This window comes from Streptomyces sp. NPDC046925 (assembly GCF_040644915.1).
Lineage (GTDB): Bacteria > Actinomycetota > Actinomycetes > Streptomycetales > Streptomycetaceae > Streptomyces.
Map to the genome: position 1 here is coordinate 541,007 of NZ_JBEYWZ010000004.1, position 19,107 is coordinate 560,113.

The following is a 19,107-nucleotide window of genomic DNA, read 5'->3' on the forward strand; positions in this document are numbered from 1 at the left end:
CCTCCTTAGTATCTGGCCTCGTGACAGACGGTAAGAGTCGGACGCGTCCGGCTGACCATGCGACCGGTGTGATTGTTCTGGGGGCCGGTCCGGCCGGGCTTGTGCTCGGCAACATCCTCATGGACCACGGGATCGACTGCGTCGTCCTGGAGCGGGCCGAGCGCGCCCATGTCGAGACGCGGTCACGCGCGGGGTTCCTGGCCGCCAACACCGTGCGGATCCTCGACGAGCATGGTCTTTCCGACGGCCTGCACCGGCGCGGACAGACGCACGGCACCTGCGAGTTCCGCACCGCGGACGGCCGCTTCCGGCTGGACTACAGCGGGCTCGGCCAGCGAGAGCGCCATACCGTCTACCCTCAACAGGACCTGGTGTCCGACCTGTTGACGCGCTTCCTGGCGCGCGGCGGACAGATCCGATTCGCCACTGAGGCCGTGGCCGTACGCGATGCTGACACCGACCAGCCTGCGGTAGCCGTACGCGAGGTGGACGGGCAACCCGGTCTGTGGCGCGCCCGGTACGTGGCCGGCTGCGACGGGCGCCACGGCGCGGCCCGGCGCTCCCTGCCCGCCGGAACGGTCCGCCACCACCGCGATCACGGTGTGACCTGGCTGGGGCTGCTCGCCCAGGCGCCGCCCAGCCTGGACGCCGTCGGGTACGCGGTGCACGAGCGCGGCTTCGCCGGACACATGGCCCGCACCAGCGAGGTCACCCGCTACTACCTGCAGTGCGAGCGCGGCACCCCGGCCGAGGCCTGGTCCCGGGAGCGGATCTGGGACGAACTGGAACTGCGCATGCGGGCACGCGAGTACGGCCCGCTGCACCGCGGACCCATCCTGCAGCGATCAGTCGTCGACCTGGAGTCCGACGTACTGGAACCGCTGCGGCACGGCGCACTGTTCCTCGCGGGTGACGCCGCCGGGCTGATCAGTCCGTCCGCGGCGAAGGGCGCCAACCTCGCGGTGCTCGAAGCGGCGCTCCTGGCCCGTGCCCTGACCGACGCCCTCACGTCCGGGGACAGTGCCGGCCTCGACGCCTACTCGGCGCGATGCCTGACACACATCTGGCGCGCACAGGAGTTCTCGCACTGGATGATCGGCCTGCTGCACGGCCCGTCCGGTACGGACGGCGAATCGCTGTTCCACAACTCCCTGCGGCGCTCGCGCCTTGCCTCGTTGCGCACCTCGCGCAGCCAGCAGGACTGGTTCGCGGAGCACTACGTGGGCGTCTAGCCCCTCGCTGCCCCGAACCCCTTCACCCGCGTACATCCGTGCGCGTATGTCCGCGTGCGCACGTCCGTGCGCATGCGTTGAACCCGGAATGAGGAACCCCCCGCAATGATCACGACATTGTCGTGCGATACGTCTCGCCTGCGCGCGGCGGTCGACTTCGTCAAGGAGCAGGACACCGCCACACTGCTTCCGCTCCTGCTGCCGGGGCTCGACGGCCCGGAACTGCGGGCGCTGGTGGAACGCTGCGACTTCTCGCACGCTGCGCTCCTCGTCTTCCCGCCGGACGAGGCGGCACTGCACACCATGATCACCGACTGTGGTCTCGTCGTGGAGGCGCCGCCCCAGCCGAGCGTCATCGTGCGCGAACGTCTGGCCGTACGGCACCAGCGGCGTGCGGAGGACCTCACCGTCGAAATCCTGCGCCCCGCGGTGGACTGCCCGGACGGCACGCGGCGCATGGTCGAGGTGTTCACGCTGGCCGTGCCGCCGGGGTCGTCCCTCGACACGCTCGCCACGCACGAGCGGGACCAGCAGCACGAGGCGCATGTCGCCTTCGAGGTCAGGGCAGCGGACCCGTTGGTGCTGCGCGGCCTGTGCGCGGCCTTGGGACGGTACGGCGCCACGCCCGACGGCGGCGGCTACAACCCGCACGAGAACGGCACGGTGTTCTACTTCACCGCGCCCCCGGAGGCCAAGGCAGGCTACCGGCGCGTGGAGCTGTATGCCCCCGGCGATCACCGTGACCTCCTTGCCGCCCACCTCGACGAACACCGCAGGCGTCAGCCCGCCGAGAGCCTGCTGCGTCTGCTGACCGGGGCGTGGACGACGCAGGCCCTGGCCGCGTTCGCACGGTTGGAGGTGGCCGACGCGATGGACGCGCAGCGGAGCGTGACCCTCGCCGAGCTCGCGCGGGACGTCGATGCGTGCGAGCCGAACCTGGCCACCCTGCTGCGCTACCTCACGATGCTCGGCGTGGTCAGCGAGAACGGTGACGGCTACCGGCTGACGCAAACCGGCGAACTGCTGCGCAGGGACAGCGAAGGGTCGATGCGGGCTCTGGCGCTGATGTACGGGGGAGTGTTCTACGAGTCCTTCGCCGGGCTCGACCACACCGTGCGCACCGGGCAGGTCGCCTTCGAACAGCGCTTCCACGCCAACCACTTCGACCACTTCGCCCGTGATCCACGGCTCGCGGAACTCTTCGACCAGTCCATGGCCGCCGGCTCACGGATGTTCGACCCGCTGCCCGCCCACCCGGTCCTGGCCGCGGCGGCCGACGGGGCCACCGTGGTCGACATCGCGGGCGGCAACGGCGAACTGCTCTGCCGAATCCTTTCCGCTCATCCCCGCCTGCAGGGCCTTTTGCTGGAACGCCCGCACACGGTCGAAGCGGCCCGCCGCCTCCTCGACGCCGCCGGACACACGCAGCGGTGCACCTTCCGGGCGGGCGACTTCGCCGACGTGCCCGCGGGCGGCGAGGTGTACGTACTGTCCCGCGTCCTGCACGACTGGGACGACGAGCGCTGTATCGAGATCCTGCGCCACTGCGCCCGCGCCATGCCCGCCACCGCCGATCTGCTCGTCGTCGAACGTGTCCTGCCCGCCGACGGCTCGGCCTCGTTGGCCACGGCCTGGGACCTGCACATGATGTGCAACGTCGGGGGCCGGGAAAGGCGGGCCGACCACTACGCCCGGCTGTTCGCCGACGCGGGCCTCACTCTGGTCGACGTGGCACCGCTGCCCCTGGACGGCAGCGTGCTCCACGTCCGCAGGACCGGACCGTCACCCACCTGATCATCTGCCCGGCCTGGTGGCCATGAAGGTGGCCAGGGGACAGACATCGGCCTCAACCTGGCCCGCCGAGCTAATCGAAGGCAGCAGGAGGGCAATAGAGCCGCGGATCCGGGCGCCTGTCCGGATCCGTGGCCCGGGCCGGGGGAAAAGCCTTGGCGGGCGGGGCGGCTGCGGCGACAAGATGGCGTGCATGACTTTGCCCACCCCCACGCTGCACACCGCTCGCCTGCGACTGCGGCCCTTCGCCGACGCCGACGCGAACGCGCTCTACCCGCTGCACAGCAGCACGCAGGTGATGCGCTTCTGGGACTCCCCGCCGTGGACCGAACAGGCCCGCGCCGAACAATTCATCGCGAGGTGCCGGAAGCTTGCGGACGAAGGCACCGGGGCACGGGTGGCCATCGACCGTGCTTCTGACGGCGCCTTCGTCGGCTGGTGCGCCCTGACCCGATGGGACCCGGACTTCCGCAGCGCGTCATTGGGCTACTGCCTCGACGACGCGACGTGGGGCCAGGGCTACGCGACGGAGGCCGCGCACGCCTTGCTGCGGTGGGCATTCGACACGCTGGACCTGAATCGAGTCCAGGCCGAGACCGATACGCGCAATGTGGCATCCGCCCGCGTCCTGGAGAAGGTCGGATTCGTACGCGAAGGGACACTGCGGGAAGAGTGCATCGTGAACGGCGAGGTATCCGACACGTGGGTGTTCGGGTTGCTCAGGCGGGAGTGGCGGCCGTAGGGCCCGCGCCTCTCGGTGAATCTGCCGATCTGCGGCTCTGCGGATCTGCGAAAGAGGCCGGGCCACGGGGAAGTTCCGTGGCCCGGCCTCATGATGTGGCCGCTGGGACCGTCAGGGTCCAGGACGTCGCGTCACGGAGCGAGCCGCGTCACGGAGCGAGCCGGTAGGCGTTCGTGATCGTCTCGGTCACGGTGTTGCCGGTCGTGTCCTTCAGATACACGCGGTAGGACACGGCCTTGGCCGTCGCCGGGTGCTTTACGCTCGCCGTGCGCGCCCCCTTGGCGTCGGTCGTGACGGGGGCCGACTTCCATGTGGTGCCGCCGTCGTAGGACACCTTGACGGTCAGGGTGGCGATCTTGCCGGTGCCGGCTGCCGCGCCGGCTACCTTCAGCGGCACCGTGAGCGTGCCGCCTGCTGGGGCCGTACCGTTCAGTGCCAGTTTCGGCGCGAGGCGGACGGTGGACAGGGGCAGCTCGGTGGGCGGGTCGTCGGGCGTCTTCGCCGACTTGAACGTCCAGGTCGCGGCCACCTTGGTGCTGGTCGTGGCGACCGCGGCCGGGCGCTTGGCCTCCATGACCAGGCGGTAGGAGGCGGAAGCGGCCGGGAGTTCGGCGTTCACCGCGCCGGGTTCGCCCTCGGCGAGGGTGCGGCCGCCGGACTCCAGCCGGGTAAAGCCACCGGACGTCACGGAGCTGCCCGCGTGCCCCGCGCCGTCGCTGAACAGCTGGACGTAGGCGTCCATGGCGTTGCCCGCGCGACGCGCGCCCTGCCCGTCGTCGGCGTTGAGGTCGGGGCCCACGACGCCGGTGTTGAAGTTGAGCGTGTAGCGCTTGCCCGCCTTGTACGCGACCGTGTCGGTGCCGTAATCGATGGTGGAAGAGCCCGCGTCGTCGAGCTGCGCCATGGACCAACTCCAGCGCAGGTCCTTGGTGTTGACGTAGCTCGTACCGGAGGCCGGGAGCGTCAGCTTCGTCTCCGGCTGCAGGGGCGGGTTGTAGTCGTTCGTGCCGATCGGCGTGGCGGACAGTGTGCCCTTGCGCCGGGCGGCGGAGGAGCCGACGCCGTAGGTCACCTCGGCCAGCTCGGCCTTGGTCGCGGCGTGCTTCAGGCCCGAGAACCAGCTGCCGCTACGGCTGAACCCCAGCCGGTAGTCGACCTTCTTCGCCGCCGTGCCCGAGGCCTTCCAGATGCCGTTGTACTGGGCTTTCAGCGTGGTCGAATCGGGGCCCAGGCCCAGGGTGCGGATGACGGTGCCCTCGCCGAGGCTCCAGCTGCTCGCGATGCCACGGGCCGTGTCGTCGTAGCTGATGTGCGCCGCCGTGAGACGCGCTCCGGCGTCCGGGGTGGTGACGGCCACCGGCTTGGCCTTGCGGGAATCCAGCGTGACCGTCGCCTTCGCGGCGACCTTCAGCTTCGGCTGGACGAAGACCGCGAAGCTTTTGGTCGGGCCGTAGACGGAGCTCTCCAGCGCGTAGGTGCCCTTCGGTACCCGCACGGTGACCGGCCCCTCCTGGTAGGGGATCTCGATCTTCCGCTGGGTGCTGTCGGTGAGCGTGGTGACGTAGTTGAGCGAATTGCCGCCGTTGACGTCGAGATGCTTCAGCGTGAGGTCGTAGGACTCGACCTCACGGTCCACGACGAGGCCGGTGCGCACTTCCTGGCCGTCGCCGGCGGCCAGCAGCGTTCCGCCGTAGACGCCGTCGGCGGTGCCGATCCTGGTGTCGGCGGTGACGGTGGTCTTCGCGGTGCCGCCTGCCGGGACGGTGAGTTTGGCGTCCTTGACGGTGAACATGCCTGCCGGGCCCGGGCGGCCCTTGGGGTCCAGGGCGTCGGCGGAGAGTGCGAGGGTGACCGGCTTGGTGCCGAGGTTGCGGTAGGTGACCGTCTTGGTGACCGGCTTGTCGTCGCTGTGCGGCCAGGCCTGCGTGCCGAAGGCGAGCGTGCCGGGCTCGGGGACGACGGACGCGGTGACGGCGCGCGTCAGGTCGACGCGGCCCGCCCCCTGCTGATGGGCGTTGAGCGTGGGATTGGGCTTGGCGGAGCCGGTCAGCGCGGCCTTGAGCTGCGGGCCGGTCCACTTCGGATGCTGCTGCAGGAGCAGGGCGGCGGAACCGGCCACGTGCGGCGTCGCCATCGAGGTACCCGACATGGCGACGTAGGGCTCGCTGTCGGAGTCGTCGGGAATCTGCGTGGAGCGCGCGGCCGTGATGTCGTCACCGGGCGCGGTCAGGTCGGGCTTGGCGATCCCGTCGGCCTGCGGGCCTCGGCTGGAGGTCTCCGCGATGTTGTCCTGCTTGTCGACGGAGCCGACGGTCAGGGCGGTGGGAGCGCTGCCGGGCGAGTTCAACGTGCCGGGCTCGGGGCCGTCGTTGCCCGCCGCGATGACGAAAAGGGCCTTGCCGGAGAGCCGCGCGACGGCTTCCTCCAGCGGATCGGTTCCCGGCGAGTCGAGGCTGCCCAGACTCAGGTTGACGATCTTCGCGTTGCTGTCGACCGCCCACTGCATGCCGGCGGCGATGCCGGACTCGGTGCCCGTGCCCTCCACCTCGGAGATGACCTTGCCGTCCAGGAGCTGCACGTCGGGCGCCACGCCCTTGTACTTGCCGCCCGACTTGGCCCCGGAACCCGCCAGGGTCGAGGCGACGTGCGTGCCATGGCCCATGCGGTCCTTGGCGTCGGGAGCGGACTCCGTGAAGTTCTTCTCGGTGACCTCCACGCCCTTGAGGTCCGGGTGGGTCTGGTCGACTCCGGTGTCCAGGACGGCGACCTTGACGCCCTTGCCGGTGTATCCGGCCTTCCACATGGTGGGGGCGCCGATCTGCGGCACGCTCTTGTCCAGAGCGGGGCGGACCTTGGCGTCCAGCCAGACGTGCGCGATGGCCGGGGCGGCGGTTGTACGCGCGTTCGTACGGCCGTCCGTCCCGCCCGTCAGCTGCGACCAGACGTCCCCCGCGCCGGACTTGGGCGCGTCGAACGCCTCGCCGCCGATGGCGGGCAGCTCATGGCGGTCGCGGGCCATGCCGCGGAAGGTGTCGTCCGGGCGGCTGTTGGCGCGTCCCGGCCGGTACTTGACGATCAGCGGCAGCGAAGTGCGGTGGGCGTCGTCGTACTTGTCCCTGACGAGCCGTGTGACGTCGAAGAGCCGTCGGTCCAGCTTGCCCGCGTTGATCAGTGACTGGGCGTCCTGCGGCACGACGTACGTCTGCCCGGCCTCGCGCCGCACCGCGATCGCGATCTGCTCGCGGCCCTCCCCGCGCATCAGCCGGACGACCTGCTTGCCCCCTGACCGGACGACCACCCGGTCGCCGGTCACCAACGTGACGGTCTGTGTCTTGCCGCCCTCGGCTCTTCGACCGCTCTCGTTTTTCCCAGCGGTATGTGTGCCCGCGCTGTGGTCCGGTCCCGGCACTGGCCCTGGCCCGGAGTCGGCCGCGGCCACCCCCGCGACCAGCGCGCCGGACACCGCGGCGGCCATCGCCGCCGCCCCCACCCTCGATATGACTGCCACCCGATTTGCCTGTCTCTTGAGCGTGCTTGATGTGGTCGCCCGTAACACGTGATCTTTGAGGTGTCTGGTTCTGGCGATCGGGAAGATGTTCCTGAGATTTTTTGGAATGGGGGTCAACGTCGTGCCAGATAGGGTCAAATCCTCCTAAGCCAGGAAACCCACGCGCAGGAAGCCGCGAGCTGAAGACCGAAGATCTGAACGCCCCCGGCGCATGACATGGGTGTCCGTGTCGGTGCAACCTCCCGCCGGTTCGGCAGTCTTACTTCGCGGGGTGCACATGACGACAGATCACCAGATCGCCTTCTTCCTGCGGGAGTTGGAGACGGGCGACACCTGGCGGCGGGCGGCAGCGGCGAAGGGGCTTGGCAAACTCGGCGGCACCGAGCATGCCGCGGTGCTCCTGCGCGCGGCCGCCGACTCCGCACCCGAGGTGCGGGAAGGCGCGGCGGTGGGTTTGGGCAGGCTGGGGGTCCCTCCGGCCGGAGCGGCCGTAGTGCAGGCCCTGTGCGCGCTGATGGACGACGTCGATCCGTGGGTGCGCAGACAGGCTTCTCTGGCATCCGTCCGGCTCGGGCTGCGTGATCGCGAGGTCGTGGACGGCTACGCGCGACTGCTCGGGGATCCCGACTATCACCTGCGGATCAACGCCTTGGAGGCGTTGCGGGAGCTGGGCGTGCCCGGCGATGTTCCCGCGCTCGTGCGGCTGCTGGGCGATCCGGCCCACGGCATCTGGGGTCGGGCTCGGGCCATGATCTTTGAGTTCGGGAAGGACCCGGACATCCAGGCAGAGGTGGCCCGTGCGGCCCTGTGGGGTGCGGACGGCGCGCGCGTGCATGCCCTGTTGATGCTGTCGGACCAGCACACCGACCGGCTGCTGCCATCGCTGCTGAAGGATCTGACGGACGGCCCTTCTGCCGAGGTGCGCTGCGCCGTGGCTTTCCGGCTGGCGCGCGTGAAGCACCCCGAGACGCGGGACGCGCTGTTCGCCGCCCTGGCGGCCGAGCGGGACCCGGCGGTGGCGAGGCAACTGCTGTTCCTGCTCGGTCGATCGGGTGACCAACGGCTCCTGGGTCCGGCCTCGCGCTGGCTGAGCGAGGAGAGGGCGGGGCCCTCGGCCGCCGCAGCCCTGGGAGCCGTCGGCGGCAAGACCGCCACAAGGCTCCTGCGGACTCTGCTCACCGACCCCGCAACGACGCCCCCCACGCTCGCGGCAGCAGCAAAGGCCTACGGCGAGATGGGCAGATGGGACGCCGTGTGGCTACTGCTCCCTCTGCTGGATCATGCCGCGGCCGAGGTGTACGAAGGAGCGCTGCGCGGCCTTGACGCCATGGCGGACACCGGGTTCCGGCCGTGGGAACGCGCCGCGGTCGCCCGGGGACTGGTGGCCCGTCTCGGCGTCGCCCCCACCCTGGTCGGGGTGGCAGAAAGGGTCCTCACGGGACTGGCGGAAGCCCTGCCCGGTATGCGGGAACTGGTGGACCGGACCACCTCCCCCATGGTCCGGGCCGCCGCGTTGTCGCTGCTGGACCCGCACAATGCGACGGACGCCGGCACCCCGCACGATCTGCCCCTTCTCGTGCGGCACTTGGACGACGGCAATTTGTGGGTGCGCCAGGCCGCCGCGGAGGCGATCGCCCACTGGGTGGAGGAGACGGGCACGCTCCCTGCGGGCGAGGAGCGGCTGCGCGAGCGGCTTGCCGCCCTGGACTCCGACCCATCCGCTCACGTACGCGAGGCGGCGGCCGAAGCGCTGCGGGCCCTGGACGACTGCCGGAACACCTGACGAGGCAGGGGCGACAACGGCAACACGGGCAGTGCCAGCAACGCCCCCGCCATCGGCCCGGCGGTGCGCACGCGGCGCTTCATCGCCACCCGCCTCGGCACCGGGGGCAGTGTCGTCGGATCTCACGGAGGCCCCACTCGTCGATCCGGTTCGCCGTCGTGATCAGCTCTCGACAGGTACGGGTTCCGCGTGGAGCGACACGGCGCTGAGGTAGGCGCCTTCGCCGCTGAGCCGGAGCGTCGGGGGCAGGCCCTCCTTGAGGGCATCGGAGACCTCGGCGGTCGGGTAGCCGAAGAGGTCGATGCCGCTCAGTGCAACTGGGCAGGCAGACGGCCCGGTGAGCGTGAACGGGTCGCGGGTGAGACCGATGCCGGCCAGGCCCGGGGTGTCCTGATGCGAGCCGCGGCCCGCGGTGTCGCCGTATATATCGAGCGTCAAGCTCTGGTACTGCGCGCTGAAAGCCCAGCGAGCGCCACAGACCCAACCATCGCGAACGTCCGCGATGGTGGCGACGGCCCACTGGGCGGCGCGCTCATCCATGCCGAAGCGGAGGATGCCGGCACCGTCAGGCAGCCGCATGCCGACTTCGGGGAGTAGCTCGAACATGCGGAGATGGTTCCAACGAATGGCACTGCGCCACAAGCCGGAAACGGCGATCACCGCGGATCCGTGGGCGGCAGCCGGTCATCGCGCAGGTCCCTGGCTCGCGAACCGCCAGGAGAGAGGTCAGCGCTTTATGCCCACACCCGCCAGCAGGCCGATCTGGGCGTCCGTCGGCTCCGTCCCGTCGGCAGGTCCGGCAGGACGCCAGCGGTGGCAGCAGCACAGGCCGGGCTCGATCAGGTCAAGCCCGTCGAAGAAGCGGCGGATGTCGCCGTGCGAACGAAACTGCACCGGAGTCCCCGACTTGGTGTAGATCTCGGCGACCTTGTTCCAGGTGACGGGGTCGAAGTCGGGCGTGCAGTGGTTTATGGCCAGGGCACTGCCGGCCGGGAGCGGGTCGAGGAGCCGGCGGACGATGGCAAAGGGGTCGTGCGGTTCGGTGATGAAGTGCATGAGTGCGTTGAGGGAGAGAGCAATCGGCTGGTCGAAGTCCAGGACCTGCGAGTCCTCCACGGCGCTCATCAGTGCGTCGGGGTCGGTGACATCGGCCTCGATGTAGGCCGTGCGTCCCTGCGTCGTGCTCCGCATGAGGCGTTCGGCGAATTTGAGGACCAGAGGATCGTTGTCCGCGTACACGACACGGGCCTCGGGTACGACGGACTGGGCGACTTGGTGCAGGTTGGGCTCGGTCGGGATTCCCGTGCCGATGTCGAGCCACTGGCGGATGCCGTGTTCTTGCGCCAGGACGCGGGTCGCGCGGTGCATGAACGCCCGGTTCTCGCGGGCGGTCACGGGCAGGCCGGGGTGGGCCCGGGCTGCGACCTGGGCCGCATCCTTGTCGATCTCGAAATGGTCCTTGCCGCCGAGGAAGTAGTCGTACATCCGGGCCGAGTGCGGCCTGCTCGTGTCGAGATCCCGGCCAGGCTGCCTGGTGGTCATGAATTTCCCTTCACCCGTGTCTGTCGGCCCGCAGGCCAGGAACGGGACGGCCTCTGCGTCCCTTGCCGCCGTCGATTCACCCGGCGGCCAGGTGATCGGCCAGACCCTCTTTCACCCCGCGGACGAAAGCGGTGACCTCCTGCGGCGTGCAGATCAGCGCCGGCCCGGCCGGGTCGGTGGATTGCCGCAGGGCCACACGGCCGTCGGCGAGCCGTTTCATTTCGATGCACTGGCCGCCGTTCGGCCCGCTCCAAGGGCGCTCCCAGCCCTGTTCCCCGAGGTCGCGGGCCGGCATTCCGTTGTAGACGCCCTGGTCGGTGATCGTCACGAGTACTCCTTGCGCATACGGTTCAAAAGCGCCCGGCTGTCCTCGGACGACGTCGACAGCGCCATGCGGGAATGCGCCTCAAGATGGGCGACGACGTCCGCACGCTGGTCCAGGTAGACGGAGGCGGACAGCAGTTCGCTGTAGACGATGTCGGGCAGCTCGGGTTCCTCGAAGCGGAAATACGTGAACGGGGCGCACGCTCCGGCATGCGCACCCGCGTCGAAGGGCACGATGTCGAGACTGACGTGCGCCAGCTCGGTCACGTCCAGGAGCCTTTCTATCTGCTCCCGCATCACGTCGGGGCTGCCCACCTGGCGGTGCAGGACTGCTTCATCCAGGACCACCCACAGGGTGGGAGCATCGTCTTTCTCCAGCAGGCTCTGGCGGCGCAGCCGCAACTCCACGCGACGCTCGAGCTCTTCCTCGCTTCCGTTCGGCATTCCGCCGCGCAGCACGGTGCGGGCGTAGAGGGGAGTCTGCAGCAGGCCGGTGACGTACTGCGGTTCGTAGGTGCGCAGCGTCTTGGCGCTGGTCTCCAGGCTGACGTAGGCGGTGAACCAACTGGGGACGACGTCGCGGTAGGAGTGCCACCAGCCGGGCTCGTTGGCCTGCTCGGCCAGGTCGACGAACTCATCGATCATGCCGCGGTCCGCGCCGTAGGTCTCCAGGAGCTTCTCCACGTAGAGAGGCTTCAGCGCGACCTCGGCCTTTTCCAGCCGGCGGATCGTCAGAGTCTTCACGCGCAGTGCTTTTGCCGCATCCTCCAGCGAGGCACCGGCGTCGAGCCGCATGTCCTGCAGCCGACGGCCGAGGATCATGCGCAGGACTGTCGGCGCGCTGGTGCTGGAACGGGGCTGCTCCCTCACACCCGACCTCCCGACGGCTCGTCAACAGCATCATTCTGTCAGCGAGTTGATGTTGACGCCATGCTGATACACGTATCGCTGAAATTATCAGGGAGTCGGTTGCAGGGTGCACTCCACCCTGCGCATAGTTGATGCGTGAGAGGTAAGGGCACAGCTCCGGCGCAGCATCCGGCCCAGAGGGGACATGTGGGGCGAATGCCGCCCCGGATATCCCACCGCGGCGCTGCTGCCTCGGCATACGCCTCACGCCCCTCGGCATTCCGACACCGCGCCCACCCCCACGCAGGGGCGCTGGAAGGCGACATCCGTGACTCTCCCCACGACCCCGGATCCACCCACGGCTGCCGCCTTAGCCGCGACCGCGCCGCGCCGCGAGTACTGGTTCAACGTGCCCGCCCTGCGCACCAGCGCGCGAACCGCCCGCGACGCCGTACGCGACCGTCTCCTGACCTGGCAGGTGCCGGGGGACACCAGCTGCGACGCGGTGCTGCTGGTGTCCGAGATGACCACGAACGCCGTGCTCCACACCGACAGCGTCCACGTCCTGTGCGGCATCACGCTGACCGACAACCGGCAGCGTCTGCGCATCGAACTCCACGACGAGGGCAGCGCCCCGGCCGGCCTGCCCGTGCGGGTCGCCGGGGCCGACGAGGAGAGCGGGCGGGGTCTGCTTCTCGTCCAGCAACTCGCGGACCGGTGGGGCTCGGCACGCTCGACGCGGGGCGCAGGCAAGGTCGTCTGGGCAGAGATGACGGCCCGCCCCTGATGGTGCGGCATCGGCCGGGCGTCGACGGTGGCCCCCTCCGCAAGGAACAGCGGTTCTCTCTCGGCCGTTTGCGGCTGCCGTGGCGTACGGACCCGGTTTCTCGTCCGACCGGCGGAAGGCGCAGGCGGTACCGCCCAGTCCGCTACGTGCCCTTCGCAGGCCCGCGACTTTCTTCTTCTCGCTTGACCGACAGAAGGCGCCCATGAATCCCCAAGATCCACCTGCTTCTTCCGTGGTCTTGTACGTATGCGCCGACCGACCCCGGACAGAGCCCCGGGCTGCCACGCAGCGCGCGCAGACCGAAGGTCACGCCTTCGCCCGGGAGCGCGGACTGACGATCACCGAGGTCGTCACCGACACGTACGGCGAACCCGACCCGGCCCGGCGCGGAGGCTGGCGGCGGGTGAGGCAGCTGGTACAGACAGGGGGCGTCACCGCGGTACTCGTCCGCTGGCCCAGCGCCATCGCCCCGGAGTCCGCGGACGAACTCCGGCACCGCGAAATCGCCTGGCTCAACGACCACGGCGTGCATCTCCGTTACACCTGGGCACCTTTGATGTCGCTGAGCGGTGAAATGCGCTAGCGCCCGGCACCGCAGCCGGTAAGCAGTGGAACGTAGTACCCCGTGTATCAACCTTCGTAGTTCGGACTCAACAGGTCCGGGCACCCTGCGCACGGTGGGAACCTCTGGTTGCACATCGTGACTAGCAGGCGCCAGGGGCACACATGCAGGGATCTCGGATGGCGGCGGTCGGCGCTGCGCTCGTCTTGACGACGATGACGGGTCTGGGCATTACTGCGTGTCACGTCTCGGCGGAGCCGCCTGGCGGAGCCCCGACAGGCGCCGCCACAGTACAGGGGAGCGATGCACCGGGAGAGGCAACTCCCGTCCAGGGCGCTCGGGATGGCTTTCCTGGCGGGCAGCGCGAGCCAGGCGTGCCAGGTGCCGGCAGAGGTGAAGCGGGAAGCCCGTCAGGCAGACCGCGGGGCCACCCCTCCGACGGGCAGGAAGACGATGATGTCCAAACGCCTCTCGGGCCAACTGCTGACAACGACGGCAATGAGGGCAACGGCGAGAATGGTGATCACGGCATCCCGCCCCTGGAGCCGGAGCCGCAGGACCCCGGCTCCTTCGATACCACCGGCCCTGGTCTCGTCGGAGATCCGCCGTCGTCTGCGCCCCCCGACCCTTGCGGGCTGAAGCCGCCGCCCGGCGTCACATGTTCGGCACCGCCGGATGGCCGGCACCGCAACAGCCCCGATAGCTAGCAGAGTGGGCGCCCTCCGTAACGGCCGGCGGCTCGCCGGCTCTCCTGCCTCGTCGCATGAGCCGAACCGGCTGCTGCGGCACCGCCGGGCTGGTCGCTCCACGACGACCGAGGCTCGCATCCGATCTGCCCGCGTTCGCTCTGCGTCAGAGCCTGCTCCAGCAGAAGACAGCGGCCCCAACCTGGAACTCTTCAACTCCGCTGTCGGGACCGTGGCGTTCATCGGCGTGCTGATGTTGTACACGGGCTACATCTACACCAACGCATACTTCGGTTACTTTCATCTGGACAACTTCGCCATGGGATTCAGCCCCGACGAACTGGTGATCCGCAGCCTCCGACTCGCCACAATGCCTGTCTTCGAGATCCTGACGGTAGCGCTATTGCTGCCGGCCTTTCCGCGGCTCTTGCGTTATCTGCGGGTTCCCGGCCGATATGTGGACAAGGCGGCGGAGTTGGGGCGCATAGCGGCGAAATGTCATTATGCATTCGTTGCCGCCGGAGCGCTGTTGATGGTGCTGTGGCCTTGGATCCAGCCGTTCGCGTGGGTCGCCCCGCTACTCGTGGCGACCGGGGTTGTGCTGGGGCGCGTTCCCTCGGCGGTTCCTTCAGGACAACCGCGCGAACCGGTCTGGAGGTTCGCAGCGTCCCTCATGATCGCCGGCCTCTGCCTGGTCTGGGTAGCGGCCCTGGTGGCCGGGGACCTGGGTCGCGAGGACGCTCGCCGAGACACACAACAGTTGGTTCAGCGAGTCAGCGTGATTCTGCTGAGTGCTGAACAGTTGAGCTTTGCCCCGCCAGGGCCTCGTGTCACAGACCTGGGAAAAGGCACACACTTCCGCTATCGATACACCAATCTTCGCCTGCTGATCGAGCGCGACCACCGGTACTACCTGCTGCCTACCGGATGGGGGCGGGAGAGCTCGACGTATGTCATCAAGGACAGCGACGACGTACGTATTGAAATCAGGTCCGGAACCTCTTTCTCCGCGAATGGTTAGTGGCTTGCCATCGGAAGCATCGAACCAGCCAAACGCCGGCAGCCCCCCATCTGCGGGGGCGTACCCGGTCGAGAGGGTCGCCCGGCTATTGGGCGTAGAGGAAGTGCTGGCCGCCCTGGGTGGCCGGTTGCACGGTTACTCGCCCGGTGAGTCCGCCGCCGTTCAGGGACAGCGTGGTGCCGGCCAGCTGGGCGCCGTCCTTGCCGATGATGAGTGGGATGGCGAAGTAGCCTTTGCCGTCCTGCTCGAGCTCGCCGGTGGTGACGCCTTCGGCCCGTACGCGGCCGCTGTCCGTCTTGAACGTGACCTTGGCGTCGGGGGTGATGGTGATGGGGAGTTCCTTGGTGGTGTAGAAGCCCTTGCCGCCCATGGAACCGGACACGGAGTCGACGGGCAGCATCAGCACGCTGTGTCCGGGGTCTTGCACGCTTTTGACGAACGGGTCGATGGACTTCGACAGCTCCTGGTTGGTCGACTCCACGCTCTTGGTGATGCCGTCGCGCACCTGGTCCGGCGTGCGCTGGGGGCCGGCGGGTTTGACGCCCTTGAGCAGTTCGGCCAGGGGAGTCGTCGCTTCGGTGGTGAGCTTCTGCTTGAAGTCCTTGCCCTGCGCGTCCGCGTTCAGTAGGGCGACAGTGCCGATCGCGTAGGGCTCGACTCCCTTGGACGCGATCGTCATCGGCTTGAGCGTCTGCGCGAGGCGGGCTCGGACCTGTCCGGCGTCGGTGGGCTTGTCGACCTGTGTCATGGCCAGCGTGTACTGCTCGAAGTATTTGGCCGTGCCTTCCAGCAGATCGGTGGCTTCCTGCCCCTTGGCGTCGTCGGCGTGGTCGGTGCGCCACTTCGCGTCCCACCACGCGGCCTCGGAGAGGTGGCGAGCGACCTGGTCGGGATGCTGCAGTCCTTCGAGGAGCGTGTTGTAGACCATGGCGCGGTCGATGCGCGGACCGGCCTGCAAGGGATACAGCTCCGTGCGGTCTGCGTCCGTCTGCTTGTCGAGGGTCTGGAGAGACTTCCATTCCCGTGGCTTGTTCTGGACGTAGGGGTGGAACTGCTCATGGCTGGCCAGCGCGAATGTGTAGCCGGGCTGTGGGGCTGTCAGACCGGTGGGGTCCTTCTTCTGGCTCGCGCCCCGGTCCTTGGGTACGTGGATGATCAGCGACGGTTTGCCGTCGAAGGTGACCACGTCGAAGGCGTCCTCGGCCGGAATCTCGATCTTGGCTTGCGCCAGGTCCTCGGCCGGTACCTTCTTGCGGCCGGCGCGGTCCAGCACGTACGTGGTCGAGCCGTCGCTGAGCAGCAGGTTGTGGCCGGAAAAGTCGGCGCCTGGCCATACAGATCGGGTGTGCGGCCAGGCCACGGCCATGTCGTGCTGCACGCTCTGCATCATGTCGTCGAATGAGGCCGGCGTGTCCGAGGCCCTGTCGGTGCGCACGGCGGCCTCGGTCGCCGTACAGGCCGAGACCGTCACAGCAGTCAGCGCCAGAGCGAGGACGGGGCGTGTCCTGCGGGAGCAGTGCATGGCGGCGGGTCCCAACGTCGACGGCGATACCACTTCACGCTCGGACCAAGGCCACCGGCCTGCCTGCGCGGTCATCCCCACGAGCTATCGGATTGGCCCACCCGGCGGACCCTGCGCTCGTGGCATCGGCGCACCGCGTCCACGATGCAAGGTATGGCTACAGCACGCACCACCTCGAGGGGCACCGCGGCCTGCGCGATCACCGCCATCACCGCCGCCGTCGTGCTGGTCGGATGCGGATCCGAAGACCTGGTCGGCGGCAGCGTGGCCCGCACCGGCGCCTCCCAGGCCGGAAAACTTGCTTTCAGGGAGGCGGGGCACCCCATCAAGGGCAAGCTGACCTGCTCCAGTGACGACCAGTCCGACTCCAAAATGGTCATCACCTGCAAGGGCACCACCGAGAAAGGCAAGCCCGCAAAGATGACCGCTGACTTGGGGACGGACTCCAAAGTCGTCAGCGGCGACAAACCCCGGATCCGGGGCGCTTCCGTCACTGGGACCGTCGACGGCGAACAGGTCTTCAAGAAGGACTGCATCGGCCAGTGCTGAACACGGGTGCGCAGCACGTACATCACGCCAGCCAGTGCCACTCTGTTGGGAACGTGTATCCGGCCGGGGGGATGGCGCCGCTCGGAGCAGGCGGCAGAAGCTCTCAACTGGCTTGCCACGCACGTGAGTGTGGGTGGCCTTGAAGGAGGGTTCTGCCGCATGATCATGCCATGACGAGTTCCGCCACCTTCCGAGACCAGACCAACTGGTCCAATGGCTACTACGAGCTGGCCATAGAGGTTGGGTCGTGCGACGACGCCCGGATTCAGGCTGTTCTGAGTGCCCTGTGGTCCGCTGCAGACGTCCACGGGTGCTTCGGTCGGACGGACCGCGAACCTGACGAACAGGATGCCGTGCCGTGCACGGTTGGCTCACTGGCCGAGTTCGGCCATCTCCACGGTCAGGTCCGCCTGCCCACAGGTCAATTGGTCGTGTGTGGTTGCGTGGCGATCCGAGGCGGCGACGAAAGTAGCGACTGGCTGGACTTGTACGTGCCCGTCGGTGCGCTGGACAAGGCGGGTCTTGCCTACGGGGACGGTCAGCCGTTCTTCAGGTCTGACGTGATGGACGAATGGCTGGCTGCCGTCGGGACCGAAACCTTCAAGAGCGCCTCTTTCAGCCTGGGGGTCGTTGGATTCGAGGTCTCTGGTTGCACCGACGCTTCGACGTTGGCGGGGCAGTTGCCGCGGACGCGTGATATCGGATACCTGCTTCCACAAGGCGACGCCCTGCGCTATGGCGCCGCCAACACCTGAGCCCTGCTGCTCCCTTCACCAGGGAACGAGGGACTGGCTGTCGTGCAGGTTGGCCCCGGAAATCTTGACGGAGACGGCCAGACCCGACCGTTTCGCGACCGGGTGGATCTTCCAGCCGTGCTTGCCCCGGTCGACAGGATTCGGACCTTCAGGGCCCACCTTTTCAGGGCGCGCATGTTCACCGAGGCGATCGCGGTGGGCGAGGACGGGATCCGCCGAAATCGTCCCGTCAGGCTCCTTGCGGGAGGAGACTGCCGCTCACACTTGTGAGACCCAGGGGGGCCATGACCGACAGCCCGCAGCGCCCGCAGCGCCCGCCGCGCCCGGATCGACCGGATGAGGAACTCGCGCGCTTCCACAATGGCGACACCCTCGACAACATTCCGCTCGTCCGCTCTCCGTCCCCGCCGGAGCCTCCGCGGCAGGGGTGGCTCGTCCTGCTGGCGCTCGCCGTCGCGGCAGTAGGTGCGCTGGCCGGAGTGGGGATCGTCTCCCTCGCCGGCGGCGACGATCCAGCCGGGAAGGAGCAAGCAGCAGCGCCGCCCGCGAGGACCAGCGCGCCGCCGAGCACGTACTCTGCACCGAGCGACCCAGCACCATCGCCCACGGTGCAGACAGCTGGGGTGGAGCAGGTACGGATCATCCAGACGCCACAGACGGGCGGTGATCCCTCGTCGGACTACTGCCTCGTCTACACCGGATCATTTTCCGGCCCGGTACGGGAGGCGATCCTCCTCATGGGGGCACCGGCCTACCAGTGTTCGGAGCTGCTGCCCTTCGATCCCAGCGGGGAGACGTCGGCGTTCACGGTGGACGTGCCGGATTGTGTGGCACCTGCCCGGCCGGCGGTGGTGACGTTCGCGGAGCCCGGGGGCTGGGAGGGCGAGGTGCAGTACACATGTCTGACCGAACACAACGGCGCGTAGCTCGGCCGCCGGCTGGCAGACATGACGAAGGTGTCCGCCGTGCCGGCTGCGCGAAGAGGATGAGCACGCCCTCATCGATCAACCGTATTGGCGCGGGGCCGGACCCTTCTCGGAAATCTGCGCATCGCACTCAACACAACGGCCCCGGCGTCCCTTATGTCATGAGGATCGACAAGCCGCCTGCCGGCAGCGTGCCAGGAGGCAGGAAAGAGGGAGGACGCGTTGAGTGACACTGTTGCTGTCGCTGGGCCCATCGCCATCATGGGGCTCTCGGTGCTCATCCGGCTGGGGAGGGGGCGGGGACGGATCGGACCGTGGGAGGTGCTGCGGGAACTGGCCCGCGGGCGTTCAGCCGCCGCGGCGGAGCGTGAATGCCGGGCCACCGCCGTCGAGGTCCTCGACCGCTTGGCGGCAGGCGGCAGCCTGGACATGGTCGACGACCGCGGACACCGGCGCACTTTCCGTGTGTCCCCCCGCAGTGAGGTAAGTCCGTGACCTTGGCGCACCTGAACCGTTCGGCACAGTGAA

17 protein-coding genes and 1 pseudogene are annotated in these 19,107 nt (G+C 68.7%); 11 read left to right on the plus strand and 7 right to left on the minus strand.

The window, feature by feature from the left end; genetic code table 11:
* Nucleotides 1-68 precede the first annotated feature (68 nt).
* From ABZ906_RS20945 to ABZ906_RS20955, 3 genes are all read left to right on the plus strand, one after another.
* Nucleotides 69-1,232: a 4-hydroxybenzoate 3-monooxygenase gene (locus ABZ906_RS20945; protein ID WP_361384564.1), complete on the plus strand. Its 1,164-nt coding sequence runs from the start codon at nucleotides 69-71 to the stop codon at nucleotides 1,230-1,232.
* Nucleotides 1,233-1,337: 105 nt separating this feature from the next.
* The gene (locus ABZ906_RS20950; RefSeq protein ID WP_361384567.1) at nucleotides 1,338-3,026 is read left to right on the plus strand and encodes a methyltransferase; all 1,689 of its coding nucleotides are present in this window, start codon (nucleotides 1,338-1,340) and stop codon (nucleotides 3,024-3,026) included.
* A gap of 190 nt (nucleotides 3,027-3,216) precedes the next feature.
* On the plus strand, nucleotides 3,217-3,765 hold the full coding sequence (locus ABZ906_RS20955; protein ID WP_361384570.1) for a GNAT family protein: 549 nt from the start codon (nucleotides 3,217-3,219) through the stop codon (nucleotides 3,763-3,765).
* 148 nt (nucleotides 3,766-3,913) lie between these two features.
* Here ABZ906_RS20955 and ABZ906_RS20960 read toward each other — a convergent pair whose 3' ends face one another.
* Nucleotides 3,914-7,273, minus strand: coding sequence for a S8 family serine peptidase (locus ABZ906_RS20960; protein ID WP_361384573.1), 3,360 nt, complete (start codon nucleotides 7,271-7,273; stop codon nucleotides 3,914-3,916).
* A 277-nt stretch (nucleotides 7,274-7,550) separates the two neighbouring features.
* Between ABZ906_RS20960 and ABZ906_RS20965 the strand changes: the two genes are divergently transcribed.
* Nucleotides 7,551-9,056: a HEAT repeat domain-containing protein gene (locus tag ABZ906_RS20965; protein WP_361384576.1), complete on the plus strand. Its 1,506-nt coding sequence runs from the start codon at nucleotides 7,551-7,553 to the stop codon at nucleotides 9,054-9,056.
* 162 nt (nucleotides 9,057-9,218) lie between these two features.
* Here the strand turns inward: ABZ906_RS20965 and ABZ906_RS20970 are convergent, their stop codons facing one another.
* The 4 genes from ABZ906_RS20970 to ABZ906_RS20985 form a co-directional block, all read right to left on the minus strand.
* Entirely contained in the window at nucleotides 9,219-9,662 is a 444-nt protein-coding gene (locus tag ABZ906_RS20970) for a hypothetical protein (RefSeq protein WP_361384579.1), read from the minus strand.
* Nucleotides 9,663-9,782: 120 nt separating this feature from the next.
* A complete protein-coding gene (locus tag ABZ906_RS20975) occupies nucleotides 9,783-10,598 on the minus strand; it encodes an SAM-dependent methyltransferase (RefSeq protein WP_361384582.1) in 816 nt (271 codons plus the stop codon).
* 76 nt (nucleotides 10,599-10,674) lie between these two features.
* Nucleotides 10,675-10,926 carry a DUF397 domain-containing protein gene (locus tag ABZ906_RS20980; RefSeq protein WP_361191876.1) on the minus strand — a complete coding sequence of 84 codons (252 nt, stop codon included), beginning with the start codon at nucleotides 10,924-10,926 and terminating at the stop codon, nucleotides 10,675-10,677.
* The gene (locus tag ABZ906_RS20985) at nucleotides 10,923-11,744 is read right to left on the minus strand and encodes a helix-turn-helix transcriptional regulator (protein ID WP_361384874.1); all 822 of its coding nucleotides are present in this window, start codon (nucleotides 11,742-11,744) and stop codon (nucleotides 10,923-10,925) included. The genes ABZ906_RS20980 and ABZ906_RS20985 overlap by 4 nt, the downstream gene beginning before the upstream one ends.
* 355 nt (nucleotides 11,745-12,099) lie before the next feature.
* On the opposite strand from ABZ906_RS20985, the gene ABZ906_RS20990 reads away from it, so the two are divergent.
* From ABZ906_RS20990 to ABZ906_RS21000, 3 genes are all read left to right on the plus strand, one after another.
* A complete protein-coding gene (locus tag ABZ906_RS20990; RefSeq protein ID WP_361191871.1) occupies nucleotides 12,100-12,558 on the plus strand; it encodes an ATP-binding protein in 459 nt (152 codons plus the stop codon).
* Nucleotides 12,559-12,760: 202 nt separating this feature from the next.
* Nucleotides 12,761-13,141, plus strand: a complete 381-nt coding sequence (locus ABZ906_RS20995; protein ID WP_361384585.1) for a hypothetical protein — start codon at nucleotides 12,761-12,763, stop codon at nucleotides 13,139-13,141.
* A gap of 897 nt (nucleotides 13,142-14,038) precedes the next feature.
* Nucleotides 14,039-14,827 (plus strand): hypothetical protein, encoded by a 789-nt coding sequence (locus ABZ906_RS21000; RefSeq protein WP_361191865.1) that lies wholly within the window; start codon nucleotides 14,039-14,041, stop codon nucleotides 14,825-14,827.
* A gap of 85 nt (nucleotides 14,828-14,912) precedes the next feature.
* On the opposite strand, the gene ABZ906_RS21005 is transcribed toward ABZ906_RS21000, so the two are convergent.
* On the minus strand, nucleotides 14,913-16,349 hold the full coding sequence (locus ABZ906_RS21005; RefSeq protein ID WP_361384588.1) for a hypothetical protein: 1,437 nt from the start codon (nucleotides 16,347-16,349) through the stop codon (nucleotides 14,913-14,915).
* Nucleotides 16,350-16,502: 153 nt separating this feature from the next.
* Between ABZ906_RS21005 and ABZ906_RS21010 the strand changes: the two genes are divergently transcribed.
* Nucleotides 16,503-16,898: a hypothetical protein gene (locus ABZ906_RS21010; protein WP_361384591.1), complete on the plus strand. Its 396-nt coding sequence runs from the start codon at nucleotides 16,503-16,505 to the stop codon at nucleotides 16,896-16,898.
* Nucleotides 16,899-17,068: 170 nt separating this feature from the next.
* Entirely contained in the window at nucleotides 17,069-17,653 is a 585-nt protein-coding gene (locus ABZ906_RS21015; RefSeq protein ID WP_361384594.1) for a hypothetical protein, read from the plus strand.
* Nucleotides 17,654-17,674: 21 nt separating this feature from the next.
* Here the strand turns inward: ABZ906_RS21015 and ABZ906_RS21020 are convergent.
* A pseudogene (locus tag ABZ906_RS21020) lies at nucleotides 17,675-17,800 on the minus strand (IS5/IS1182 family transposase); the annotation flags it as partial.
* A gap of 137 nt (nucleotides 17,801-17,937) precedes the next feature.
* On the opposite strand from ABZ906_RS21020, the gene ABZ906_RS21025 reads away from it, so the two are divergent.
* Both ABZ906_RS21025 and ABZ906_RS21030 read left to right on the plus strand, forming a co-directional pair.
* On the plus strand, nucleotides 17,938-18,579 hold the full coding sequence (locus tag ABZ906_RS21025) for a hypothetical protein (protein ID WP_361384597.1): 642 nt from the start codon (nucleotides 17,938-17,940) through the stop codon (nucleotides 18,577-18,579).
* A gap of 222 nt (nucleotides 18,580-18,801) precedes the next feature.
* Nucleotides 18,802-19,074, plus strand: a complete 273-nt coding sequence (locus ABZ906_RS21030; RefSeq protein ID WP_361384600.1) for a hypothetical protein — start codon at nucleotides 18,802-18,804, stop codon at nucleotides 19,072-19,074.
* The last annotated feature ends 33 nt before the right edge of the window (nucleotides 19,075-19,107 follow it).